25 protein-coding genes are annotated in these 23,210 nt (G+C 75.7%); 8 read left to right on the forward strand and 17 right to left on the reverse strand.

Going from position 1 to position 23,210, the window contains the following annotated elements; translation table 11 throughout:
* Positions 1 to 37: 37 nt before the first annotated feature.
* From OU787_RS13840 to OU787_RS13850, 3 genes are read right to left on the reverse strand one after another with little or no spacing between them, the layout of a single operon-like run.
* The gene (locus OU787_RS13840; RefSeq protein WP_268659481.1) at positions 38 to 253 is read right to left on the reverse strand and encodes a DUF397 domain-containing protein; all 216 of its coding nucleotides are present in this window, start codon (positions 251 to 253) and stop codon (positions 38 to 40) included.
* 44 nt (positions 254 to 297) lie between these two features.
* A complete protein-coding gene (locus OU787_RS13845) occupies positions 298 to 513 on the reverse strand; it encodes a DUF397 domain-containing protein (RefSeq protein ID WP_268659482.1) in 216 nt (71 codons plus the stop codon).
* Positions 494 to 1,345 (reverse strand): helix-turn-helix domain-containing protein, encoded by an 852-nt coding sequence (locus OU787_RS13850; protein ID WP_268659483.1) that lies wholly within the window; start codon positions 1,343 to 1,345, stop codon positions 494 to 496. The genes OU787_RS13845 and OU787_RS13850 overlap by 20 nt, the downstream gene beginning before the upstream one ends.
* Positions 1,346 to 1,464: 119 nt before the next feature.
* Between OU787_RS13850 and OU787_RS13855 the strand changes: the two genes are divergently transcribed.
* Together OU787_RS13855 and OU787_RS13860 are read left to right on the forward strand one after the other, a co-directional pair.
* On the forward strand, positions 1,465 to 1,911 hold the full coding sequence (locus tag OU787_RS13855; RefSeq protein ID WP_268659484.1) for a hypothetical protein: 447 nt from the start codon (positions 1,465 to 1,467) through the stop codon (positions 1,909 to 1,911).
* Positions 1,908 to 2,186, forward strand: a complete 279-nt coding sequence (locus tag OU787_RS13860; RefSeq protein ID WP_268659485.1) for a hypothetical protein — start codon at positions 1,908 to 1,910, stop codon at positions 2,184 to 2,186. The genes OU787_RS13855 and OU787_RS13860 overlap by 4 nt, the downstream gene beginning before the upstream one ends.
* A gap of 7 nt (positions 2,187 to 2,193) precedes the next feature.
* On the opposite strand, the gene OU787_RS13865 is transcribed toward OU787_RS13860, so the two are convergent.
* The 3 genes from OU787_RS13865 to mshA all read right to left on the reverse strand — a co-directional run bounded on the left by OU787_RS13865 (position 2,194) and on the right by mshA (position 4,601).
* Positions 2,194 to 2,691: an SLATT domain-containing protein gene (locus OU787_RS13865; RefSeq protein ID WP_268659486.1), complete on the reverse strand. Its 498-nt coding sequence runs from the start codon at positions 2,689 to 2,691 to the stop codon at positions 2,194 to 2,196.
* 31 nt (positions 2,692 to 2,722) lie between these two features.
* Positions 2,723 to 3,280, reverse strand: coding sequence for a YbjN domain-containing protein (locus tag OU787_RS13870; RefSeq protein WP_268659487.1), 558 nt, complete (start codon positions 3,278 to 3,280; stop codon positions 2,723 to 2,725).
* An 85-nt stretch (positions 3,281 to 3,365) separates the two neighbouring features.
* Positions 3,366 to 4,601, reverse strand: coding sequence for a D-inositol-3-phosphate glycosyltransferase (gene mshA, locus OU787_RS13875; protein ID WP_268661863.1), 1,236 nt, complete (start codon positions 4,599 to 4,601; stop codon positions 3,366 to 3,368).
* A 284-nt stretch (positions 4,602 to 4,885) separates the two neighbouring features.
* On the opposite strand from mshA, the gene OU787_RS13880 reads away from it, so the two are divergent.
* Positions 4,886 to 5,710 (forward strand): class I SAM-dependent methyltransferase, encoded by an 825-nt coding sequence (locus tag OU787_RS13880; RefSeq protein ID WP_268659488.1) that lies wholly within the window; start codon positions 4,886 to 4,888, stop codon positions 5,708 to 5,710.
* Positions 5,711 to 5,873: 163 nt separating this feature from the next.
* On the opposite strand, the gene OU787_RS13885 is transcribed toward OU787_RS13880, so the two are convergent.
* Positions 5,874 to 6,410 (reverse strand): O-acetyl-ADP-ribose deacetylase, encoded by a 537-nt coding sequence (locus tag OU787_RS13885; protein WP_268659489.1) that lies wholly within the window; start codon positions 6,408 to 6,410, stop codon positions 5,874 to 5,876.
* 227 nt (positions 6,411 to 6,637) lie between these two features.
* Between OU787_RS13885 and OU787_RS13890 the strand changes: the two genes are divergently transcribed.
* A complete protein-coding gene (locus OU787_RS13890) occupies positions 6,638 to 8,125 on the forward strand; it encodes a PP2C family protein-serine/threonine phosphatase (RefSeq protein ID WP_268659490.1) in 1,488 nt (495 codons plus the stop codon).
* Between the two features lie 132 nt (positions 8,126 to 8,257).
* Here the strand turns inward: OU787_RS13890 and OU787_RS13895 are convergent, their stop codons facing one another.
* From OU787_RS13895 to OU787_RS13910, 4 genes are all read right to left on the reverse strand, one after another.
* On the reverse strand, positions 8,258 to 8,587 hold the full coding sequence (locus OU787_RS13895; protein WP_030463279.1) for a DUF2516 family protein: 330 nt from the start codon (positions 8,585 to 8,587) through the stop codon (positions 8,258 to 8,260).
* 96 nt (positions 8,588 to 8,683) lie between these two features.
* Complete coding sequence (locus OU787_RS13900) at positions 8,684 to 9,217, reverse strand: hypothetical protein (RefSeq protein WP_268659491.1); 534 nt, start codon at positions 9,215 to 9,217, stop codon at positions 8,684 to 8,686.
* Positions 9,218 to 9,296: 79 nt separating this feature from the next.
* Positions 9,297 to 9,674: a helix-turn-helix domain-containing protein gene (locus tag OU787_RS13905; RefSeq protein ID WP_035957036.1), complete on the reverse strand. Its 378-nt coding sequence runs from the start codon at positions 9,672 to 9,674 to the stop codon at positions 9,297 to 9,299.
* Between the two features lie 65 nt (positions 9,675 to 9,739).
* Positions 9,740 to 11,134 (reverse strand): hypothetical protein, encoded by a 1,395-nt coding sequence (locus tag OU787_RS13910; protein WP_268659492.1) that lies wholly within the window; start codon positions 11,132 to 11,134, stop codon positions 9,740 to 9,742.
* Positions 11,135 to 11,663: 529 nt separating this feature from the next.
* Here OU787_RS13910 and OU787_RS13915 point away from each other — a divergent pair.
* Positions 11,664 to 12,050, forward strand: coding sequence for an HAD family hydrolase (locus tag OU787_RS13915; protein ID WP_268659493.1), 387 nt, complete (start codon positions 11,664 to 11,666; stop codon positions 12,048 to 12,050).
* 54 nt (positions 12,051 to 12,104) lie between these two features.
* Entirely contained in the window at positions 12,105 to 12,941 is an 837-nt protein-coding gene (locus OU787_RS13920) for an alpha/beta fold hydrolase (RefSeq protein WP_268659494.1), read from the forward strand.
* Between the two features lie 5 nt (positions 12,942 to 12,946).
* Here OU787_RS13920 and OU787_RS13925 read toward each other — a convergent pair whose 3' ends face one another.
* The 4 genes from OU787_RS13925 to OU787_RS13940 form a co-directional block, all read right to left on the reverse strand.
* Positions 12,947 to 13,099: a hypothetical protein gene (locus tag OU787_RS13925; protein ID WP_157852528.1), complete on the reverse strand. Its 153-nt coding sequence runs from the start codon at positions 13,097 to 13,099 to the stop codon at positions 12,947 to 12,949.
* Between the two features lie 5 nt (positions 13,100 to 13,104).
* A complete protein-coding gene (locus tag OU787_RS13930; RefSeq protein ID WP_268659495.1) occupies positions 13,105 to 16,164 on the reverse strand; it encodes a DEAD/DEAH box helicase in 3,060 nt (1,019 codons plus the stop codon).
* 180 nt (positions 16,165 to 16,344) lie between these two features.
* A complete protein-coding gene (locus OU787_RS13935; protein WP_268659496.1) occupies positions 16,345 to 18,153 on the reverse strand; it encodes a vWA domain-containing protein in 1,809 nt (602 codons plus the stop codon).
* On the reverse strand, positions 18,150 to 19,214 hold the full coding sequence (locus tag OU787_RS13940; RefSeq protein ID WP_123554640.1) for an ATP-binding protein: 1,065 nt from the start codon (positions 19,212 to 19,214) through the stop codon (positions 18,150 to 18,152). The genes OU787_RS13935 and OU787_RS13940 overlap by 4 nt, the downstream gene beginning before the upstream one ends.
* 275 nt (positions 19,215 to 19,489) lie before the next feature.
* Here OU787_RS13940 and OU787_RS13945 point away from each other — a divergent pair, with 275 nt between their 5' ends.
* Positions 19,490 to 20,104 (forward strand): YceI family protein, encoded by a 615-nt coding sequence (locus tag OU787_RS13945; protein ID WP_268659497.1) that lies wholly within the window; start codon positions 19,490 to 19,492, stop codon positions 20,102 to 20,104.
* A gap of 189 nt (positions 20,105 to 20,293) precedes the next feature.
* On the opposite strand, the gene OU787_RS13950 is transcribed toward OU787_RS13945, so the two are convergent.
* Positions 20,294 to 21,253: a LysR family transcriptional regulator gene (locus OU787_RS13950; protein ID WP_268659498.1), complete on the reverse strand. Its 960-nt coding sequence runs from the start codon at positions 21,251 to 21,253 to the stop codon at positions 20,294 to 20,296.
* Between the two features lie 110 nt (positions 21,254 to 21,363).
* On the opposite strand from OU787_RS13950, the gene OU787_RS13955 reads away from it, so the two are divergent.
* Positions 21,364 to 22,587: an MFS transporter gene (locus OU787_RS13955; protein WP_268659499.1), complete on the forward strand. Its 1,224-nt coding sequence runs from the start codon at positions 21,364 to 21,366 to the stop codon at positions 22,585 to 22,587.
* Between the two features lie 7 nt (positions 22,588 to 22,594).
* Here the strand turns inward: OU787_RS13955 and OU787_RS13960 are convergent, their stop codons facing one another.
* Positions 22,595 to 23,110, reverse strand: coding sequence for a GNAT family N-acetyltransferase (locus tag OU787_RS13960; RefSeq protein WP_268659500.1), 516 nt, complete (start codon positions 23,108 to 23,110; stop codon positions 22,595 to 22,597).
* Between the last annotated feature and the right edge of the window lie 100 nt (positions 23,111 to 23,210).

Consider the following 23,210-nt stretch of genomic DNA (forward strand, 5'->3'; position numbering starts at 1 on the left):
CGGGAGGGGGCCTCGTTCGGCATTGGGTGAGGCGGGGTCAGATCTCGCCGAACTCGCCGGCCACGGCGGCGGTCACGAAGGCCGCCCAGGCGGCCGGGGCGAACTCCAGGTGCGGGCCGTACGGGTCCTTGGAGTCCCGGACATGGCCGTAGTTGGCGTCATCCACCTCGACGCACGAACCGCCGCTGCCGCCGGAGTAGCTGCTCTTCCGCCACTGTCGCGGCGAGACGGAGTCGGTAGGAGTGGCATGCATCTTCGTGTTCCTCCGCAGTCCTCGGCGATACGGGTGATGTGCGGTCAGATCTCGCCGAACTCGCCGGCCACGGCGGCGTTCACGAAGGCCGCCCAGGCGGCCGGGGCGAACTCCAGGTGCGGGCCGTACGGGTCCTTGGAGTCCCGGACGTGGCCGAAGTTGGCGTCGTCCACCTCGACGCACGAACCGCCTTCGCCTGTGGAGTAGCTGCTCTTCCGCCACTGCCGCGGCGAGACGGACTCATTGGGAGTGACTCGCATCCTCGTGTTCCTCCACAGCCTTCATGATCCGGACCAGGGATTCCTCCTGCGACAACGCAGCAGCCCGCACGAAATCGTAGGCCAGGCGGCATTTTTCGACCAAGGCGGTTTCGTCGACCAGGTGGCCGACGTTGACGCTCTCCATGTACGCCAGGGGCGGCGCGTCGTCGAAGGCCATCAGGCTGATCATGCCCCCGAGCAACGCATGCGCCCCTGCGTCGAACTCCACGACCTGGACGATGACCTGCCTCTGGGCGATCAACTCGGCGATGTACCGGAGCTGCTCGGCCATGATTTTCCTACTGCCGACCACCCGCCTGAGTACCGCCTCGTCGAGAACCACCCAGAACAAGAGCCTTGTTGGGGCGACGATCAGGGCCTGCCGCTCCAGCCGACCCATGAGGTGCTCCTCCAGCTTCTCCTCGCCGAGCAGCGGGTTGGCAGCCAGGATCGTCGCCTTCGCGTACGCCTGGGTCTGAAGCAACCCCGGCACCACGAGGGGCGCGTACTCCAGGATCGTCCTCGCCTGGAGCTCGTGTTCCGCCGCTTCCACGAAGTAATCGGCGAACTGCCGCCTCCGGGTGGCCCGGACCAGCGAGTGCAACCGTTCGAGGTGGCCGTCCCCCTCAAGTGCCGCGTCCAGTTGGCGTGACAGATCTTCCTGCGGACGCCGGGTGGCCTTCTCCAGCTGGCTGACGTACGTCCCCGAGATGAAGACCAGGTCGGCCAGCTCCTGTTGGGAGAGCCCGGCCTTCTCCCGCAACCGCCGCAGCTCGGCTCCGTAGAACGCGGCCGGGGACCGCGTCGGGTCGAGTGGCGAAGGGCTGACCATGGCTCACCTCTACGCAGATCGCTTGTCAGTATGTCTCCGCTTCCCAGGCTAGTGCCGGTCCGCAACCCTTGGGGCACAGAACGTGACAATTGCGAGTGAGGGAACGGGTGGTGGCCGCGATGGGGAACTCCCTGCTGGACCGGATGGAGAGGCAGGACCGGGCTTTCGCGCGCAAGGTGTGCGACGGCCTCCGGGAGGCCCTGGGCTCGGCCGGGGTCAGGCTGCCCTCGCTGGGGGTGGAGCGGACGGCCACCGGCGCGCACCTGGTGCAGTTGGGCGGGGTCGCTCCGGAGGTGGCGGGCGAGTTGGCGACCCTGGTGTGGGCGGGCGCGCCCTACGTACGGGCCGTGCGGGGCGGGGAGTTCGCCGAGGCCGGTCCGGTGTCCTGGTCTCCGGGGCGGGGCGAGTTGCTGGTCGACACGGCGACCGGGCGGCTCGGCGAGTTCTCCGGGCTGGACGGGCGGGGCGCCCTGGTGCTGGTGCCGGCGGACGGGGGCTCGCCCTGGTCCGCCGGTCGGGGCGCGGTGCGTCCGCCCACTCGCGCGGACCTGGGCGCCGCCTCGTGAACGACGCGTTACGGCAACGGACTTGGGAGATCGCCGAGCAGCTCTCCCGGGCCGGCGGCGGCGGGGAGGCCCGGCTGACCACCATCGCCGACGGCTTCCGGATCGAACTCTCCATCATCCGGCCCGACGGACCCGACGACCCCCCGGCCGTCCTGGCCGCACTCGCCCTCGGCGACCGCTGGGGCCACAGCTACTCCCCCGCCTTCCGCAACAACGGCGTCGCCCGCGAGATCGTCTGGAGCGAAGTCCACCACCCCGCACCGCCCCACGGCTGACGGTGCATCAGCCGGCCGTGCCGCCCGCCTCGCTCTGCCGCAGCCGGACCCAGGAGTCGTGGTCGTCCTCCAGGATCGCCTGGTACTCGTCGATCAGCGGGGTCAGCCGGGCCGCCTCCGGCACCGCGTCGCCGTACTCGGCCTTCAGCAGGCCGAGGCGGCGGCGCAGCGAGTTCAGCCGGTGCACGGTGTCGGCGCGCTGGATCCACAGCGTGCGGTACCCGAAGAACGCCGCCCAGGCGGCCAGCACCGTGACCAGCGCGCCGGCCACCAGCGCGAGGTCGGCCAGTCGGCTGGCCGCGGGTTCGCCGACCTTCAGGCCGAGCAGCACGGTGACCAGCGCGGACAGGCTGACGGTGGCCAGTTGCAGGGTGAGCGCCCGCCGCCGGTCCCAGTCGCGGCGGCGTCGGCGTTCCTTCAGCTCCGCCGCGAGTTCGGTCTCCAGCCAGGCCAACTTCCGTTGTGCGGCGGCGGATTCGGCGGTTCCGGCGAATTCGGTGTCCATGGTTTCCTCCCCGGCCGGGAGGATACCGGGCTCAGGCTCCGGCGGGAGGGGTCCCGTCCGCTGCGGGAGGGGTCCCGTCCGCCGCGGGGGCGGCCGCGCTCGCCAGGTGCGCGAACGCCGCGAGGTTGCGGGTGGACTCGCCGCGTTTGGTCCGCCACTCCCACTCGCGCCGGATCGCGGTGGCGAAGCCGAGCTCCAGCAGGGTGTTGAACGGCTCGTCGGCGTTCTCCAGCACGCTGCCCAGCAGCCGGTCCACCGCGTCCGGGGTCACCGCCTCCAGCGGGAGCCGGCCGGCCAGGTAGACGTCGCCGAGCCGGTCGACCGCGTACGCGACCCCGAACATCCTCGTGTTGCGCTCCAGCAGCCACCGATGGAATTCCGCGTGGTTCTCGTCCGGCCGCCGGATCACGAAGGCGTTCACCGACAGCGTGTGGTCGCCGACCCGCAGCGCGCAGGCCGTCGAGAGCTTTCGCGTGCCGGGCAGCGCGGCGACCACGGTGTACGGGTCGGTGGCGGCCGGCTCCCAGGGCACCCCGGCCTGGTCGAGCGCGGCGCGCAGGAGGGTGAGTGCGTCGTCCTTGGCTGCCATGGGCCCCACGCTAGCGGCCCGGCGGCACGGACCGGGTGTCTGCCCGGTCACGCCCCGCCGGGGACCGGCGGGGAACCGGCGGGGCTCAGGCCCGGACGGCCGCCATGGCTCCCGTGTAGACCTCGGCGGTGGCGGCGGCCGCGGTGAGCCAGCCGAAGGCGGCGGCGTGCCGGGCGGCGGCGGCGCCGCGGGCGGGGGTGAGGGCGGGGTCGGTGACGTAGGGGTGCAGGGCGCGGGCCCAGGCGTCGGGGTCGTGGCCGGGGACGAGGGTGCCGGTGCGGCCGTCCCGGACGGCGACCGGGAGGCCGCCGACGGCGGCGGCGACCACGGGGGTGCCGCAGGCCTGGGCCTCCAGGGCGACCAGGCCGAAGGACTCGCTGTGCGAGGGCATCACCAGGGCGGTGGCGGCGCGGTACCAGTCGGCGAGGCGGTGCTGGTCGACCGGCGGGTGGAAGCGGACCACGTCGCCGATGCCGAGCTGGGCGGCGAGCTTGTGCAGGCTCTCGGGGCGGGCCAGGCCGGTGCCGGAGGGGCCGCCGACCACCGGGACGACCAGGCGCTCGCGCAGGCCGGGGTGGCGGTCGAGCAGCCGGGCGACGGCCTTGAGCAGGACGTCGGGCGCCTTGAGCGGCTGTATTCGGCCGGCGAAGAGCAGCACCGCCGCGTCCTGCGGCAGGCCGAGCCGGTCCCGGGCGGCGGCCCGGGAGGCGGGGCCGTCGGGGCGGAAGACGTCGAGGTTGACGCCGGGGTGGACGACGGCGAGCTGGTCGGGGCGGGCCGCGTAGTGGTGGGCCAGCTCGGCGGCCTCCTCCGCGGTGTTGGCGATCAGCCGGTCGGCGGCGCCGACCACCTGGGTCTCGCCGATCACCCGGGCCGCGGGCTCCGGGGTGTCGCCCTCGGCGAGGGCCGCGTTCTTGACCTTGGCCATGGTGTGCATGGTGTGCACCAGCGGGACGCCCCAGCGCTCGGCGGCCAGCCAGCCGACCTGGCCGGACAGCCAGTAGTGCGAGTGCACCAGGTCGTAGTAGCCGGGGCGGTGCCCGGCCTCGGTGCGCAGCACGCCGTGCGTGAAGGCGCACAGCTGGGCCGGCAGGTCCTCCTTGAACAGGCCCTCGTACGGCCCGGCGGTGACGTGCCGGACCAGGACGCCGGGGGCGAGCTCGACGGTGGGGGCGTCGTCCGAGCTGACGGCGCGGGTGAAGACCTCGACCTCGATGTCCAGCTCGGCGAGGCGCTTGGCCAGCTCCACGATGTACACGTTCATGCCGCCGGCGTCCCCCGTGCCGGGCTGGTGCAGCGGCGAGGTGTGGACGCTCAGCATGGCGATCCGGCGCGGCCGGCGGGCCCGGGCCTGGGCGGCGGACACGGGGGCGGCGGGCGCGGGCGGCGCGGCTCCCGGCGGGGCGTGCGGACGAGGTGCTGGGTCACCTGCGGGAGCCTCCCTGTGCGCCGGCCGTCTGGTCTGCTCTGCTCGTGCCACCGCCCGCGGCCGGCGGCAGCGGGCGGATGGACGTCAGCCAGGGCAACGGGGCAGCGCGTCGTCGTATTCCCGCCAGCGGATCCGGGTGCCGTCGGTGCCGGGACGGCTGCGTACGCTTGGTGACCATGGCCGCAAGCGACACCCCGTCGTCCCGGGGCCGGTCGAGCCGGCCGGTGGGGACGATCACCCGGGGCACCACGAACACCAACCGGCTGCGGCGGATGGACCGGTGGATCGCGTACGCCGCGGGCCGGGCGCTGCGGGCGCCGGCGGCCCCGCCGGTGGCGGTGGACCTGGGGTACGGCGCGGCGCCGTGGACGGCGGTGGAGCTGGCGGCGCGGCTGCGGGCGGTGCGGGCGGACGTCCGGGTGGTGGGGATCGAGATCGACCCGGCCCGGGTCGCCGCGGCGCTGCCGATGGCCGAGCCGCCGCTGCTGGAGTTCCGCCGGGGCGGCTTCGAGGTGCCGCTGGACGGCGGGGCGCGGGCCCAGCTGATCCGGGCGGCGAACGTGCTGCGGCAGTACGACGAGGACCAGGTCGCCGAGGTGTGGGCCCGGTTGTGCGGGCGGCTGGCGCCGGACGGGCTGCTGGTGGAGGGCACCTGCGACGAGGTGGGCCGGCGGCACGTCTGGGTGGCGCTCGGCCCGGAGGGGCCGCGCACGGTGACCTTCGCGGCCCGGCTGGCCGACCTGGAGCGGCCGTCCGACCTGGCGGAGCGGCTGCCGAAGGCGCTGATCCACCACAACGTGCCGGGGCGCCCGGTGCATTCCTTCCTGCGCGACTTCGACCGGGCCTGGGCGGCGGCCGCCCCGCTGGGGGCGTTCGGGGCCCGGCAGCGCTGGGCGGCGGCCTGCGCGGCGCTGGCGGCGGACTGGCCGCTGCGGGACGCGCCGGCCCGGCGGCGGCAGGGCGAGCTGACGGTGGACTGGGCCGCGCTGGCGCCGCGCTGAAGCACCGCACCGGCCGGCCCCGCCAACGCTTCGAGACCGACGCTTCGAGCGTTCGTTCGACGACTCACTCGAACGAGTTATCGATTTCCTCTGGCGTGTTGACGCCCCGTCACGCCACCATGGGACCGTCCGAACGGCCGCTCCCGCAGCCCTCCGGCAGCCGTCAGTCCGCCTGCTCCCCCAGCTCCCGCCGGGCGCGTTCGAACGACGTGTACGCCTCGGCGCCGAACAGCACGAACCGCACCTCGTCCAGGTCGGGGGCCTCCTCGACCACGGCGGTCAGGGCGATCCGAGCGGCATCGTCCAGCGGCCAGCCGTAGATCCCGGCCGAGACGGCCGGGAAGGCCACCGTCCGGGCCCCCAGCCCGACCGCGACCCGAAGGGACTCCCGATAGCACGAGGCCAGCAGCTCCGAGCGCTGCCGGTAGTCCTCCGCCCGGTACACCGGGCCGACGGTGTGCACCACCCAGCGGGCCGGCAGCCGCCCCGCCGTGGTCGCCACGGCCCGGCCGGTCGGCAGCCCCTTCCCGTAGTGCGAGGCGCGCAGCGCCCGGCACTCGGCGAGGATCTCCGGCCCGCCCCGGCGGTGGATCGCCCCGTCCACCCCGCCGCCGCCCAGCAGTGAGCCGTTGGCGGCGTTCACCACCGCGTCCACCTGCTGTTCCGTGATGTCACCCTGCACCAGCGTGATCTGTGTCACCGCCACGCCCCTCTTCTCGATTCCGTTCCGGCACCGGCGGAAACCCGGGAAAACCCTAGGCAAAGCCGCCACCACACGCGTGGCAATAACCACATCGGCGCCGCCCAGTCGAAGAAATCCTCGGAGATCACGTTATGGTCGCGGGAAGCCCCCCGATGCCCGGTGCCACCCGGGCACTGCGGACGGACACCAGCCGTTGGTCTGTCGGGGAAAGGAAGGACCGACCGATGCCCGTGACGGGAGACGGGCGGGCACCCGACGCGACCAGCAGCGCCGGAACCGCCGAACGCAGCCGCGGCCGCCACGCCCACAGCGCCCAGCGCCCCGGCCAGAACGGCCAGCTCGCCGGGCCGAACGGCCAGGCCGCCGGCCGCACGGTCGGCCCCGCGCCGATACCGCATCCGCGCAGCACCCCGGCCGCCCCCGAACCGGCCCGGCCCGCCGCCGACTTCCGGGTGCTGGTGGTCGAGGCCGACGGGCCCGAGCACACCCTGTTCGACTCGCTCGCCGCCGAGTTGGGCGGGCACGCCGAACTGCACCGGGTGAACGGCATCCGGGAGGCCCTCGCCGCCCTGCCGCCGCTGCCCGGCAGCGGCCGCCGCGGGCAGCGCGGCACCGACTTCCAGTGCGTCCTGCTCGACCTCGGCGAGCCCTCCGCCGACCCCGCCGCCGAGGGCGGGCCCACCGACGGCGGGCCCGACGGGCTGGACGGGCTGCGGGAGTTGCTGCTGCGCGCCCCGCGCACCGCCGTGGTGGTGCTCACCGACGCCGCCGGGGCCGAGCTCGGCGCCGCCGCGGTCGCCGCCGGCGCCCAGGACTTCCTGCTCCGGCAGGACACCGGCGGCCCGCTGCTGGCCCGCGCCCTGCACTACGCGGTGGAGCGCAAGCGCGCCGACGAGTCGCAGCGCCGCCTGGTCGAGGCCGAGATCCGCGGCCAGGAGAACGCCCGGCTCCAGCGCCACCTGCTGCCCACCCCGCTGCTGGACGGCGCCGGCCTGGCCTTCACCCGCCGCTACCGCCCCGGCCGCCGCCGCGCCCTGCTCGGCGGCGACTTCTACGACGCCGTCCGCACCAAGGACGGCCGGGTGCACGTGGTGATCGGCGACGTCTGCGGCCACGGCCCCGACGAGGCCGCGCTCGGCGTCGCGCTGCGGATAGCGTGGCGGACGCTGGTGTTCGCCGGACTGACCGGCCAGCACCTGCTCACCACCCTCCAGCACGTGCTGGAGCACGAGCGCCGCAGCGACGAGATCTTCGCCACCCTGTGCATGGTCGTGCTGGACGCCCCGACCGCGGACGGCGGCCCCGAGTCCGCCGAGCTGTACCTGGCCGGGCACCCCGCGCCGCTGCTGCTCGGCCCGGACGGCCCGCCGGTGCTGCTCCCGCTCGACCAGGCCGGCCCGGCGCTCGGCCTGCTGCCCTGCGACGCGACGCACTCGGTCTGGCCCGCCCTGCGGGTCGAACTCTCCCCCGGCTGGCGGCTGCTGATGTACACCGACGGCCTGATCGAGGGCAAGGTCGGCGCGGGCTCGCCGCGGCTGGGCCAGGAGGGCCTGATCGAACTGGTCGCCGACCACCAGGCCGCCGGGCTGACCCGCGGCCGGCTGGTCGACTCGGCGATCGCCGAGGTCGAGGAGCTGAACGGCGGCGCGCTCACCGACGACGTCGCGGTGCTGCTGCTGGAGCGCAACCCGGTGCCGGTGATCATGGGCTGAGCGGCCCGGGGACGGTTCCGGAGGCGGTTCCGGGGACGGTTCCGGAGGCGGTTCCGGGACGACGGAGGGCGGCCCCCGCGCGGGGGCCGCCCTCTTCCGTTCGCTGCGCGCCGCCGGTGATCCGGCGCGGCGTCACCAGGGGCCGTACGGGCCCTGGTTGCTCCGCCCGCCGCCGCGGCCGTCGGTGAGCAGCTTGATCGCGGGGCGGACGTCCACCACGTAGACGATCGCGGCGACCAGGCCCGCCAGCGTCAGCAGGCCGGTGATCGGGTTGGCGCCGAACAGCAGGTCCCAGACCAGGGCGACGCTCAGCAGGATCACCCAGAAGCCCTTGGTCTTCTTGTCGGCCGCCCGGTACGCGTCCTCCCGGCGGAACACCGCGTCGGCGAGCGCGAACACCTTGAAGCAGATGATCGCCGTGGCGACCCACCACAACGGGTTCAGGAGGTTGACGTACAGGATCTGCACCGCGGGCTCCTCACTCTTTCTTCCATCCTGGCACGGCCACCGCACCGGTCAACGGCCCTCGGCGGCGCGGCGTTCCCCGCCGCGCCCCGCTCACTCCTGCTCGGCGGCGGCCTTCCGGGCCCGGGGGGCCTTCTTGGCGGACGGCTTCGGGGCGGTGGGCTCCTCGTCCACCACGACCTCGGCGACCACGACCTCCTCGACCACCACGTCCGCCTCCGCGGCCGGCTCCGGCTGGGCGTCCTTCGGGGTGTTGGCGGCGTCGACCACGGTGCGGCCGCGGACGGCCAGCTCGTCGTAGACCTCCTTGGCCTTCACCGCGAACTCCAGCGCCCGGCCGACCTGCTGCATGGCGAACTCCTGCGCCTTGGCCTGGAGTTCCTTCACGTCGGTGGGCAGCGCGCTGACCGCCTCGGTGACCTTCGCCTGCGCGTCGGCCAGCGCGGCGCCCGCGTCCTGCAGGGCGGCGGCGGCCCTCTCCTGGGTGCCCTTGCGGTCGGCGGCGAGCGCCTCGATCTGGGCGGGCACCTCGCGGAGCTTCTCGTAGGCGAGGTCGCCGGCGCCGGCCAGCGCGTACAGCGGGGTCGGGTCGGTGAGGGTTTTCTTGAGCTCGTCGCTGATCGGCATGTCGGTCCTCCCGGTCGGGTGCCGCCGCGCGGTCGGGCGCGGGGCGTCGGTCACGCAGGTCTGGTCGTTCGGTACTGGCTCACGCGGGGTCCGGCGGACGGGCGGCCTGGTTCTCCTTCAGGAACGCCTCGTACACCGACAGCAGGGCCTGCTTCTGCCGCTCGTTGATCAGCGGATCGGCCAGGATCGCGGCCCGCAGCCCCGGCCCGTCCGGCTCCGCCGCGTCCCGCTCCTCCAGGATCCCGGCCTGCACGTACAGCGTCTCCGCCGAGATCCGCAGCGCCTTGGCGATCTGCTGGAGGATCTCCGCGCTGGGCTTGCGCAGCCCGCGCTCGATCTGGCTCAGGTACGGATTGGACACCCCGGCGACCTCGGCCAGCTGCCGCAGCGAGTACTGCGCGCTCCGCCGCTGCTCCCGGATGTACTCGCCGAGCGAGCCCACGTTCAGTGACGCCATACGGGCAGTGTGCACCGAGCTGCTTGCAATTGCAAGCAGCCTGCTAGCACCTGCGAACGCGTCGCTCAGTACGGGTCGGGCGTGCCGGCGGCGGTCAGGTGCGGGCCGAAGGCGAGGCGGTCGGGGGCGGACTCGGGGACGGCGGCGTGCCGGAAGGCGTCCAGGGTGAAGGCGAGCGCGACGGGGTGCTCGAAGCCCTGGGAACGGAGCGTCCAGGGGGCGTCCGGGTCGTTGGCGGAGGGCTGGGCGAAGCCGAGGCGGGCGTAGGCGGGGTGGCTGTACTCGACCGGGGTGGAGGGCAGCCGGTAGAGGACGAGGGCGAGCCGGGCCGGGAGGGCCCGGACGGTGGGGCGGGCCCGGGGGCCGACCAGGCGGAACTCCTCCGGGACGGTGACGTAGCCGGTGACGGCCTCGGCGAAGTCCGGGCCGCCGCGCCGGAACCAGTCGGTGACCAGCGCTTCGAAGGCGGCGTTCCGGTCGGCGCGGCGGCGGACCGCCCCCGCCGCCAGGATCCGCGGGCCCGCCCCGGCCAGGGCGGTGGTGACGGCGCGCAGCGGGGCGTCGGCGGCCGAACCGGCGTACCGGACCCGCCGGGCCGCGATCATGGCGGTCCGGAGCACCCACCCCGCGTCGGCGGGCCCGCCGGCGGAGCGAAATATCGGCAGGGTCCACTGCCGGACGCCGTGGCGTTCGCGCCGCTCCGGGTGCGCGGCGGCGAACCGGCGGCCGGTCGGCGAGTCCTCCCAGTGGTCGTCGTCGAGGTTCAGCTGGACGGAGCGGCAGCGCAGCACCCCGGCCGCGCCCAGCCGGAGCACCACCCCGTCGGGGCCGGCCTCCAGGGACAGGCCGGTGGTGTCCCGGTCGCCGTCGAAGCGCAGGTCCTCCGGGTCCTCGAAGAGGACGGTGAGCCGGGCGGCGCGCGGGCCGCCGCCGGCGTACCGGCGCGGCAGCTCGAACTCGCACCAGCCGTCCAGCCGGTCGGCGCCGCGCCGCTCGACCAACAGCCCCCGGAACCCGGCGGCCGGCAGGTCGTACTCGGCGGCCAGGCCCTCCGTCAACTCGTCTTCGGTGCCGTCGAGTTCGGCGGTCATGCAGCCGCGGTAGACCCGGTGCCACTGCCCCGGGGCGGTGGGCTCGGGGGCGGGCCGGGGCAGGAGGCGCTCGACCGGGACGCCCGCGGCGGCGGTCCGCTCGACCATCCAGGCCCGCCGGGCGGGGCTGAAGTCGGCCATCCAGCGCAGCGCCCAGCGGGCCTGGAGCGCACGGGTCCAGCGGAAGCGGGCGGCGGCGGCCGCGAAGAGGGCCGCGGTGTTGTTGTCCCACACGTCGGTGAGCCGGTAGATCTCCTCGCGGTCGAACTCCCGCGCGTCGGCCGAGACTTCGGCGATCCGCTCGATCGAGTGGTCGAGCAGCGCGGCGTAGGCGAGCAGGGTGCGCGGGTGCCGGGAGCGGAAGGGCATGGCGGTGATTGTGCCCGGCGGCGCGGGCGGTTGCCATACGGAGAAGTAGGGTGAGTGCGGCGAACTTCCGCCGCCGGAAAGGGACTTCACCGGCAGAAGCGGTCACACCGGGCGGGAGCGGGAAGGCGGGGCGGGATGGCGGAGCGGCGGATCGGCGCGGTGCTGTGCGACCTGGACGGGGTGCTGCGGATCTGGGCGGACCTGGCGGACGTCGACCGGGCGCACGGCCTCGCGCCCGGCACGGTCGCCGCAGCGGCGTTCCGGCCGGAGCGGCTGCTGCCCGCCGTGACCGGTCAGGTCGGGGACGGGGAGCGGCGGGCTCTGGGCCCTCTCTTTCGGGTCTTGCCGGGCGCGCGACGCCGGATCATCCCGCCTGGAAGCACCGGCCCAACACCCAAGTACATCCAGTACGAGGGCGTCGGGCCGGCACTCCCAGCCGGGCGCCCGACGCCGCGCGCTGATCCGACAAGACCCGAAAGAGAGGGCCCTGGTCGCCGAGGACCTGGCGGCGCGGTGCGGGTCGGCCGAGGTGGCGCGGGCGGCGGTCGCGGACTGGGGGCGGCAGCCGTTCCGGGTGGACGCGCGGGTGCGGGCCCTGCTCGCGGCGGCGCGCCGGAGCGCCGCGGTGGTGCTGGTCTCCAACGGCACCACCGCGCTGGAGGCCGACCTGGCCGCGCTCGGGCTCGACGCCGCCTTCGACGCGGTGGTCAACTCCGCCCGGGTGGGCGCCGCCAAGCCCGATCCGCGGATCTTCCTGGCCGCCGCCGAGCGGGCCGGCGTCCCGCCCCGGGACTGCCTGTTCGTGGACGACACCGCGGGCCACGTCGCGGCCGCGACGGCGCTCGGCATGCAGGGCCACCACCACCGCGATGCGCCGGGGCTGAGCGCCGTGCTCGGCGGCCACGGCCTGCTCTGACCACTGCGTGAAACCGCCTGCCGGGCCCGGCCGGGGCGTGCCACCATCCGGGCCATGACGATCTTCCACGGGTACGACGGAACGGCCCTCCACTACGAGCAACTCGGCGACGGGGCGCCGCTGGTGGCGATCCCCGGCGGCCCCGGCATGGACGCCCGCTACCTCGGCACCCTCGGCGGCCTGGACGCCCGGCGGCGGCTGGTGCGGCTCGACCCGCGGGGCTGCGGCCGCTCGGCGGTGCCGGCCGACCGGGCGAGCTGCGCGTTCGGCGCCCAGGCCGCGGACGTGGAGGCTCTCCGGGAGCACCTCGGCGCGGAGCGCATCGACCTGCTCGGCCACTCCGCGGGCGCCCTCACCGCGCAGCGCTACGCCGCCGAATTCCCTCACCGCGTACGCTCGTTGGTGCTGGTCACCCCGGTCGGCCGGGCCGCCCGGGAGCCCGACCCGGCGGAGATCGCCGCGCTTCGGGCCGCCCGCGCGGCGGAGCCCTGGTACCCGGACGCGGCCGCGGCGGACGCCCTGCTGGCCGCCGGTGCGGGCGACCCGGCGGCGCTGGTGCGGCGGATCACGCCGTTCTTCTGGGGCAGTTGGAACGGGACGGCCCGCGCCGAGGCGTTCGACCCGGCGCCGGTACCGGCCGCGCCCTGGATGCGGGAGGCGTTCTACGCGGGCGCGGACCCGGGCGCGGCGCGGCCGGTGGCGGCGCCGGTGCTGGTGGTGGCGGGCGCCCGGGACGGGATGATCGGCACCGCCCCGGCCCGCCTGGTCGCCGCCCTCCACCCGGACGCCCGGCTCGCCGTCCTGCCGGACGTGGGGCACCGGCCCTGGGTGGAGGACCCGGCCGGGTTCGCCGCCCTGGTGGGCGGCTTCCTCGACGGCGGCCACCCCTAAGCGTTCTAGGCGTTCTCGGTGAGGTGCCGGTAGAGCGGGCCGAGCAGGTCCGCCAGGTCGGCGGGGAGGGCGGGGTCGGGCGGGGCGGGGGGCGTGTCCCGGAGGGTGAACTCGCCCTGCCAGAAGGTGTCCAGGCACTGGTCGAGGGGGTGGTCCATGGCGGTCAGACCTCGGTGGCTTCGGCGGAGAGGGTGAGCAGTTCGCGGAGCTGTTCGGTGCGGAGCTCGGTCAGCCAGTGCTCGCCGGAGCCGACCACCGCATCGGCCAACTCCCGTTTGCTGTCGATGAGTTCGGCGATGCGTTCTTCGACGGTGCCGGTGCACACCAGCTTGCGGACCTGGACGGCGCGGCGCTGCCCGATCCGGTGGGCGCGGTCGGTGGCCTGGTCCTCGGTGGCGGGGTTCCACCAGCGGTCGAGGTGGACGACCTGGTTGGCGGCGGTGAGGTTGAGCCCGGTGCCACCGGCCTTCAGGGAGAGCAGGAACACCCGCGGCCCGTCCGGGGACTGGAAGCGGTCGACGAGTTCCTGGCGGCGCGGCGCGGCGAGCCCGCCGTGCAGGTAGAGGACGGGTTCGCCGAGGCGGCGGCGCAGGTGGGGCTGGAGCAGGGCGCCGAACTCCGCGTACTGGGTGAAGACCAGGACCCGGTCGCCCTCGGCCAGCGCCTCCCGGAGCAGCTCGACGAGCCGTTCGACCTTGCCCGAGCGGCCACCCAACGGCGAGTTGTCGTGCAGGAGTTGGGCGGGGTGGTTGCAGACCTGCTTGAGCCGGCCGAGGGCGGCCAGCACCGCGCCCTTGCGTTCGACGCCGCGGATGCCGCCGAGCCGGTCGAGCAGGTCGGCGACGACGGCCTGGTAGAGGCCGGCCTGCTCGGGGGTGAGGGTGCAGCGGACGGTGAACTCCTGCTTGGCGGGGAGCTGCCGGCCGATCTCGGGGTCGTCCTTGCGGCGGCGGAGCAGGAACGGCGCGGTGAGCCGCTGGAGCCGCGCGGCGGCCTCCCGGTTGCCGGCCTGCTCGATCGGGACGGCGTAGTGCTCGCGGAAGGACTCGGGGGTGCCGAACAGGCCGGGGTTGGTGAAGTCGAGGACGGTGTGGAGTTCGGCGAGGCGGTTCTCGACGGGGGTGCCGGTGAGCGCGATCCGCGGGCCGGAGCGCAGCGCGCGCAGGGCGCGGGACTGGCGGGCGGCGCGGTTCTTGACGTGCTGGGCCTCGTCGGCGACGACCCGGCGCCAGGACACGGCGCGCAGCGCGGCGGCATCGCGCTGCAGGACGCCGTAGCTGGTGACCACCAGGTCGGCGGCCGGGTCGGGGAGGGTGCGGCCGGGGCCGTGGTGGAGCTGGACGCGCAGCCGGGGGGCGAACCGGGCGGCTTCGCGCTGCCAGTTGCCGACCAGCGAGGTCGGGCAGACCAGCAGGACGGGGCCGCGGGCGCCGCGGGCGTGTTCGAGGGCGAGCAGGGCGAGGGTCTGGACGGTCTTGCCGAGGCCCATGTCGTCGGCGAGGACGGCGCCGAGGCCGAGCCGGCCGAGCGCGTCCAGCCAGGCCAGCCCGCGTTCCTGGTACGGGCGGAGGGTGCCGGTGAAGCCGGGCGGGGCCGGGGTGCGGTGCGCGCCGGGGAGGCGGCCGAGGCGGCCGGCCAGCAGGTCGCCGAGCGGGCCGTCGGCGTGCACGGCGGTGACCGGGAGGCCGTCGACGACGGCGCCGTCGTCGGCGGCGAGGCGGAGCAGGGCGGCGGCGTCGAGCCGGGGGTCGTCGCGGCGGGCGGCGAGGAAGCGCAGGGCGGCGGCGAGCTGGGCGGCGTCCACCTCGATCCACTGGCCGCGGAACCGGACCAGGCCCGCCTGGGCGGCCGCGAGTTCGTCCAACTCCTGCTGGGTGAGCGGCTGTTGTCCGACGGCGAGCTGCCAGCGGAAGTCCAGCAGGGCGTCCCGGTCGGCCTGGGCGGCGCGCCGGACGGAGCCGGGGACGGGGGCGGCGTGCGCGGTGGCGGCCAGGCCGAGGCGGGGGCGGCGGTGCCACCAGGCGGGCAGCAGGACGCCGTGCCCGGCGGCGGCGAGCGCCGGGGCGGTGTCCCGCAGGAAGGCGAGCGCGCCGGCCCGGTCGAGGTCGAGGCCGGTGGGGCGGGTGCGGTGCAGGGCGGCCCGCAGTTCGGGGAACAGCCTTGCGGCGCGGTCGAGTTCGGCCAGGTACGCCTCGGCGGGGTCGTCGACCGCCCGGGCCAGCGCGGCCGCGCCGGGCCCGGCGGACCAGAGTTCGGCGGCGGGCAGCAGCAGCGAGGGCCGGTCGACCGGGCCGAGCAGCACGTCCAGGCGCCAGGTCTCGGCCACGACGGTGGCGTCCGGGTCGTCGGCGGCGGTGCCGAGCGGTTCGGCGAGCCGGAAGGCCAGCCGGAGGCTGCCGTCGGGGCCGGTGCCGGCCGCGGCGGCGGCGAGCCGGGCGACCTGCTCCGGTGCGGGCGGGGCGGGCAGCCGGCCGTCGGGGCCGCGCAGCGCGGCGACCCAGTCGGGCCCGCCCGGGGCGGCCGGCGCGTCGGGCCCGAGGGCGACCCGGGTCTCGTGGTCGGTGAGCGCCTCCAGCACGGTGCCGAACAGGGCGCCGCCGGTGGGCTCGTGGCCGTCCTCGGCGCGGGCGGCGGGCGGGCAGCCGGCCGCCAGCGCGCGGGCCTCCCGGCGGCTGGCCGGATCGTGCGCGGGCCGCCAGCGGGCCGCCCACCCGCCGGGCTCGGCGACCAGCGCGGGCAGCACCCGGCCCCGCCCGGCCAGCCGCCAGGCCAGGTCGTGCACGCCCGTCAGCCAGCGCAGCGACGCCCCGTACGCGAGCTCCGCCGTCCGGCCGTCGGGCAGTTCGACGGTGCTGCCGGGCCAGTACGGGTCGAACAGCTCGCCGAGCAGCTGGGCGGCCTCGGGCCGGTCGAACAGCAGCGCCGGGATCCGCCACGGCCGCAGTTCCAGGCCCTTGGCGGTGGAGCCCACCGGGAGGTCGGGCGAGGGCGTCGGCCGCGAGCCGAGCGTCGGCAGCCGCAGCGTCAGCCAGCGTTCGTCCCCGCGCTCCGCCAGCCAGGCCGGGCCCGGGCCGACCGCCGCGAGCAGCCCCGCCACCTCGCCCGCCGCGCAGGCGAACGGGTGCCGCACCCCCTCCACCGCCCGCCCGCGGAACGCCCCGGCGTCCTCCGCCCACACCCCGAGCCGCCCGTCGGCCCGCCACTGGGCGTGCAGGACGTACATCGGGGCCTCCGGAGCATCGGGCGCGGACCCTCCAGGGTAGGCCGCCCCACCGACAGCCCCTGCGGGCCGCTTCCGGTTTCCGCCCGGGCCCGGAGCAGCACGGACTCACCGGTGGGCTCCGGCCCCCAGCAGCATCGACCCGCCGTTCCCCGGGCCCCTGGTTTCGTCGCCCTTCGTCCTTCAGCTGAAGTGGAACACCGGCCCGCGCGGGGTGAACGGCAGCGTCGCGCCGCGCGGGACGAGGTAGGCGTGTTCGCGGCGGGGGACGCGGAGGGTGTCGCAGTCGGTGTCGGTGATGATCAGCAGGGGAGCGGTGGCGGGGAAGTCGGGGGCGCGGGCGAGCAGGTCGACGCCGGGTTGCAGGACGGTGCCGCCGCGGCCGCGGACCCGGACCCGGCCGGCGAGTTCGGCGACCGGCAGGTAGCCCGCGTCGTGCGGGGCGGCGTCGCAGTAGACGACCCGGGCGGCGGGGACGTCGCGGGCGGCGGCGTAGGAGGCGATCGCGCCGAGCGCCTTGCCGAGCAGGGTGCGGTCCATCGAGGCGGAGGTGTCGAGCAGCACGCCGAAGGTGCAGCGCGGGGTCTCCTGGTACGGGTGGTGGCGTCCGGCGCGCGGGATGTCGGGGCTGGCGGACTGCCGCCGGGAGGGGCGGGCGTAGGAGCGGAGCGGCTCCGGGCGGGGGACGAACTCGTCGAACCAGCGGGCGAGTTGCGCGTCCCAGCGGAGCGGCGGCTGGGAGAGCGCGCGGATCTCGTCGACCAGTCCGGCGGGCAGCCGGCCGCGGTCGCGGGTGTGCAGGTCGAAGCCCTGTTGCAGGCCGCGCCGGTAGAAGTCGTCGAGGTCGACGTAGCCGCGGCCGCCGCGGGGCAGCGGTTCGCCGAGGATGTCGCCGAGGCCCTTGCCGCGCAGGGTGGCGAGGCGGCGCAGGCGGCGCTGGTCGCGGGCGATCCGGTCGTAGACCTCTTCGGCGGACAGGCCCTTCAGGGCGGGGTCGTGCAGCAGTCCTTCGGGCATCTCGCCGACGTCCATCTCCAGCAGCCAGCCGTTGACGACGTAGTCGGCGGCGACGTTGAACAGGTACGGGTCGCGGCCGCCGGCCCGGTCGCCGTGGCGGAGGGCGGCGTGCAGCATCTCGTGGGCGAGGATGAAGCGCCACTCCTCGTCGGTGTGGTGGCGCAGCGGGTTGAGGTAGATCTCGCCGGCCTCGGCGTTGACGGCGGCGACGGTGATGCCGTGGGCGCGGGCGAGTTCGGCGTCGGCGACCAGGGTGAGGCCGGCGGCGAGGCCGCCGAGCAGCGGGTAGTGGGCGACGAACCAGCCGAGGGCGCGTTCCCAGGGGCGCTGCGGGAGGCGGGCGCCGTCGCAGGTCTCGCGGCGGCCGCCGGCCACGTCCATGGCGGCGGAGACGGTGCGGGTGAGGGCGTGGGCGAAGGCGAGGGTCCGGTCCTCCGGGTCCTGGTGGGCGGTCCAGGTTTCGAGGTGCTGGTCGGGGCGGTCGCCGCCGGTGCCGCAGGCCCGGTACTCGGCGGGGACGCCGTCGCGGCGCCAGCGGGCGGCGAGTTCCTCCTCGTCGCCGCCGGGCCAGTGCGGAGGCAGGTCGTCGGGGGCGCGGCCGATCGGGAAGGTGGCGAGGAAGCGGTTGACGACGGCGCAGCGGGCGGCGAGGTCGGCGGCGTCGGGCTGGGCGCGGGGGCCGCGGGCGGCGGGGAGGTGGCCGAAGCCGAGGTGGAGCAGGGCGTGGGCGAGGGCCCAGGCCCACTCCTCGGGTTCGGCGCGGCGGGTCCGGTGGTGGTGCAGGACGCCGTGCGAGTCGGCGACGACCCAGCCGGTGGCGGGGTGCAGCGGGCAGCGGTCCGCGTCCTGGCGGCACAGTGCGGCGGGGACGGCGGCGAGCGCGGGGTTGTGGTGGACCTTGGCCAGTCCGGCGGTGAACGCGGCCCTGACCGGGTCGGTCTGCTCGGGCTTGGCGGCGGGGCGGTGGCCGCTCACCGGCGGGCCTCGACCAGGCGGGGCAGGTCGCGGGCGGCTTCGATCAGGAACCAGGACGGCAGCACGGGGTTGCCGTCGGGGCCGTCGGCGATCACGGTCTGGGCGACCTCGACGGAGATCTCGGCGAGCTGCACCAGCAGCGACTTGGAGCGGTAGGCGTGCTGGCGGACGGTCGGCGAGGCGTGTTCCTTGCGGGCGGGCAGTTCCTTGGCCAGGCGGCCGCGGAAGGAGTCGGCGAGGTAGTAGAGCAGGTCGCGGTCCTCGACCCGGCGCGGCCAGGAGGCGTCGCCCTTCAGGATCGCGTCCAGCCCGTACGCGTTGCGGACGATCTTGGCGTAGCCGCAGAAGGCGACGGCGTGGGCGGGGGTGAGCAGGCCGTGGGCGAGCACCTTGAGGGTGTCCTCGTCGAGGCCGGGGCCGAAGGAGTGCAGCGCGTCGGAGAGCATGTGCCAGGCGCGCGGGGTGGAGAACGGCTCCTCGGTCTTGGGCGGGGCGGACCACAGGTGGTCGGGCCGGTCGGTGAGGTGGTCGGTGATCCACGGGTGGATGCCGTGCCCGGCGGCCCAGCCGAGCCAGTCGTCGGGGCTGGCCCGCAGGTGGACGTGGACCAGGCGGTTGAGCAGCGCGGACGGCATCGGTCGGGCGAGCGCGCCGTCGGTGGCCCGGTTGCCGGCGCCGATCACGATCGAGCCGGGCGGCAGTTCGTAGTTCCCGATCCGGCGGTCCAGGATCAGCGAGTAGAAGGCCTTCTGGACGTCGGGGGTGGCGGCGTTCAGCTCGTCCAGGAACAGGCAGTACGGCTGGTCGCGGGCGATCGTCTCGGGCGGGCAGAACCGGGAGCGGCCCTCGGGGGTGATCTGCGGGACGCCGATCAGGTCCTCGGGGGCGAGCTGGGTGCCGAGCAGCGAGACGCACTCCAGGCCGATCGACTCGGCGAACCGGTTGACCAGCGAGGACTTGCCGATCCCGGGGGCGCCCCAGAGGAACACCGGCCGCACGGTGGCGAGGCCGAGCAGCAGCTCGGGGACCTGGGACGGCGACACGGTGACGGCAGACTGCACAGCTCTCCCAAGGAGGGTGGGGTTCGGGGGGGGTTCCGGCGGCCAGTGTGGACGGCCGGGCGGGCGGGCGCACCCGGTTTTCCGCGGCGCGGCGCGGGCGGGCGCTCCTTGTCCACAGGCTGGGGACAACGCTGTGCGCGGCGGTCTCCCGGTCGAATTTCGGACAACTTTCAACTTCATGGTTGAAAGTTGAACCAGATCGGCGTACGGTGAACCACGTGAACAAGTTGAAGCCTCAACGAATGGCTTCGACCCCCGTCCCGAGGAGAGAAGTCATGGGCATCTTCAACCGCAGCAAGAACACCGCCGCCACCACCGCCCCGGCCGCCACCACTGTCCAGGGCCCGGACCTGGCCCACCTGACCGGCGACTACACCATCGACGCCGCGCACTCCAAGATCGGCTTCGCGGTCCGGCACGCGATGGTCACCAACGTCCGCGGCGAGTTCGCCGAGTACGAGGGCAAGCTGCACCTGGACGGCTCCAACCCGGCCGCCTCCACCGCCGAGCTGGTCATCAAGGTCGCCTCGATCAGCACCGGCCAGGCCCAGCGCGACGAGCACCTGCGCACCGGCGACTTCTTCGACGCCGCCGCGCACCCGGAGATCACCTTCAAGTCGACCACCGCCGAGCAGGTCGACGGCGACACCTACCGCCTGCACGGCGACCTGACCATCAAGGGCACCACCCGCCCGGTCGTCCTCGACCTCGAGTTCACCGGCTCGGCCACCGACGTGTACGGCGCCAACCGGGTCGGCTTCGAGGGCGGCACCAGCGTCGACCGCACCTCCTGGGGCCTGACCTACAACGCCGCGCTGGAGACCGGCGGCGTGCTGATCGGCGAGAAGGTCAAGCTGACCCTGGACATCTCCGCCGTGCGAGCCTCCTGAACCCGCCTGTCCCGGCCGCCGCGCGGCCTCCCCGGTACCGCCCCCGCCGTCCCCCTCGGCGGGGGCGCCGCCGTTCCCGGGCCCTCAAGCAGGCAGCAGCGCCGCCGTTCCCGGGCCCTCGACCGGACAAGCCTGCAGCAGCGCGCCCGACCTGTAGCAGCGCACCCGACCTGCAGCGGCGCGCCCGGCCTACAGCAGCGCCGCGTCCTCGGCCGGCAGCCAGCTGTCCGGCGGGCGGCTCAACCAGCCCTCGGCGGAGGCCAGTTCGGCCGCGCAGGCGCGCAGCGCGGCCAGCCCCGGGTGGCGCCCGCCCGGCCGGTGCACCAGGCCGACCAGGCTGAGCGGCACCGGGTCGACCAGCGGCCGGACCACCGCGCCCGGCGAGTCCTGCGCCCCGGCGCTGGTCAGCACCGGGTCGCCGTGCCGGGCCAGGTAGCGGGCGAACTCGGCGGTCCCGACCGGCGGGGTGCGTCCGGGCGCGGCCGTCAGACCGTGCGCCGCGAGCAGCCGCAGGCCGAGGTCGGTCCACTCGGCGGTGGCGGGCTGCCCGGCGAACACGTCCACCGGGTGCCCGGCGAGCGCGGCCAGCGGGACGGCGGGCAGCGCGGCCAGCGGGTGCCCGGACGGCAGGAAGACCGCCATCGGCTCCAGCCGGACCGGCAGGTGCGCCAGCCGGGCCCGGTCGGCGGCGGGCAGTCCGGCGTACCGGCCGAACGAGGCGTCCAGCCGGTGGGCCGCCAACTCCCGTGCGGCGGCGGCGAGTCCGCCGCAGTAGCGGGCCAGCAGCTCGGCCTCCGGGCAACGCCGGCGGGCCGCGGTGAGCACCCGTTCGGCGGCGTGGTCCGGCCCCCAGTCCTGGCTGTTGAGGTCGACCAGCAGCGCCCGGGTGTCGCCCAGCGCGGCGATCTCGGCCTGCAGTTCCAGCAGGTGGCGGGCCTTGGGCAGCAGGGCCGCGCCCGCCTCGGTCAACTCGACGCTGCGGGTGGAGCGGTGCAGCAGCACGCAGCCCAACTCCCGTTCCAGCGCCTGCACGTCGCGACTGACGGCCTGCTGGGCCAGGTGCAGCCGCTCGGCGGCGCGGCCGAAGTGCAGGGTCTCGGCGACGGCGGCGAAGCTGCGCAGCAGGCGGGGGTGGAGGTCTCGGGACACGCCTGGAAGATTAACAACAGGATCCGGTGAATCCGGCGGAACGGGTGTTGGACGCCCCCGCTCCCCCGCCCCGAGGCTGGAGGCTCCCCACCTCACCCTGGAGCCCCTCCTTGTCGCTGCCGCTCGCCCGCTACCGCCCGGTGTTCGCCGCCCCCGGCACCCTGACCTTCACGCTGTCCGGGCTGCTCGGCCGGCTCGCCCTGGCGATGAACGGCGTCTGCGTCGTGGTGCTGGTCGCCGACCGGCGCGGCTCCTACGCGCTGGCCGGGTCGGTCTCCGCGGTCGGCGTGCTGGCGGGCGCGGCGCTGCTGCCGCTGCTGGGACGGCTGGTCGACCGGCTCGGCCAGGCCCGGGTCGCGGTGCCCTCGGTGCTGGCCACCGCGCTGCCGACGGCGGGGCTGCTGCTGTGCGTGCGCTCCGGCGCGCCCGCCTGGACGCTCTTCCTGTGCTGGGCGCTCTCCGGCAGCAGCCCCGACCTGGGCGGCATGGCCCGGGCCCGCTGGGCGCACCTGCACCGCGCCGACCCGGCCGTGCTGCACCGGGCCAACGCGCTGGAGCAGTCGCTGGACGAGCTGTGCTTCATGGCCGGACCGGTGCTCGGCATGGCCCTGTGCACCGCCGTCGCCCCCGAGGCCGGGCTGCTCGCCGCCCGGGTGCTGGGCACCGTCGGCACCCTGCTGTTCGCCGCCCAGCGCGCCACCGAACCACCACCGGCCATTCGAACCCCCGCTGCTACCCGGGGGTTGTTCCGGACGCCGGGCCTGCCGCCGCTGCTCGCGGTGTTCCTGTCCGCCGGGGTGCTGTTCGGCGCGATGGAGGTCACCACGCTCGCCTACACCGACGCGCTCGGCCGGCAGTCGGCGGGCGGCGGCCTGCTGGCCCTGGTGGCGGCCGGGTCCTGCGTGTCGGGGCTGGTGTTCGGCGCGGTCCGGCCGCGCCGCCCGGCGGCGCTCCGGCTGGCGCTGGGCACCGGCGCGATGACCGCCCTGATGCTGCTGCCGCTGGCGGCGGGCCTGTCCGGGGCGGGCGTGCCGCTGCTGGGCGCGGCCCTGCTGGCGGCCGGGTCGGGCACCGCGCCGACCATGGTCAGCGGCATGACGCTGGCCCAACGCCTGCTGCCCGCCCACCGGTTGACCGAGGGGATGGCGCTGGCGGTCTCCGCGATCCTGGTCGGCATCTCCACCGGCGCGACCCTCGGCGGCGCGCTCGCCCAGCACACCGCCCCCGGCACCGGCTACCTGCTGCCCGTCTGCGCCGCCGCCCTCGCCCTGGGCCTCGCCGCCCGGCTGGCCGCCCGCCGACCGGACAACTCCTGCTCACTCCAAGCAGCCTGACGGCCCGTCAGCGCCAGCCGTACCGGTACTCGGGCAGCCGCGACCCGTCCGGGAAGTGCGCGGTGCCGCGGCCGAGGCGGCGGGCGCCGTGCCGCTCGTAGAACGCCACCGCCCGCCGGTTCGCGGCCAGCACGTCCAGCCGGACGGGTGCCTGCGGGAAGCGGTCCAGCGCGGCGCGCAGCAGGAGGGTGCCGATCCCGCCGCCGGCCCGGTCGGGGCGGACGTGCAGCTGCTCCAGCCGCACCGCGCCGCCGTCCGGCACCAGGTACGCGAAGCCGACGGCGGCGCCGTCCGGGTCCTCGGCGAGCAGCAGGACGGGGGTGTCGGCGGGCGTCCCGTAGTCGGCGTCCAGCCGCAGCGTCCAGAGCAGTTCCTGCTCGGCGGCGTCGGCGTCCAGCAGTTCCGCCGGCAGCAGGGCGGCGTACGCGCTGCGGCGGCCGGCGGTGTACAGCCCGGCGACGGCGGCGGCGTCCGCGGCGCCGCCCTCGCGCAGGGCGGCCGGGGGCGGGGTGGGGTCGGGCATGCGGCCAGCCTCGCACACCCGCCGCCGGACCTTTTCCGGCCCGGGGGTTGAGCGTGTCCGAACCGATGCCCTAGAGTCGTCCACGGCGTTTTGAACACGT

Source organism: Kitasatospora sp. YST-16 (assembly GCF_026802215.1).
Taxonomy (GTDB): Bacteria; Actinomycetota; Actinomycetes; order Streptomycetales; family Streptomycetaceae; genus Kitasatospora; species Kitasatospora cineracea.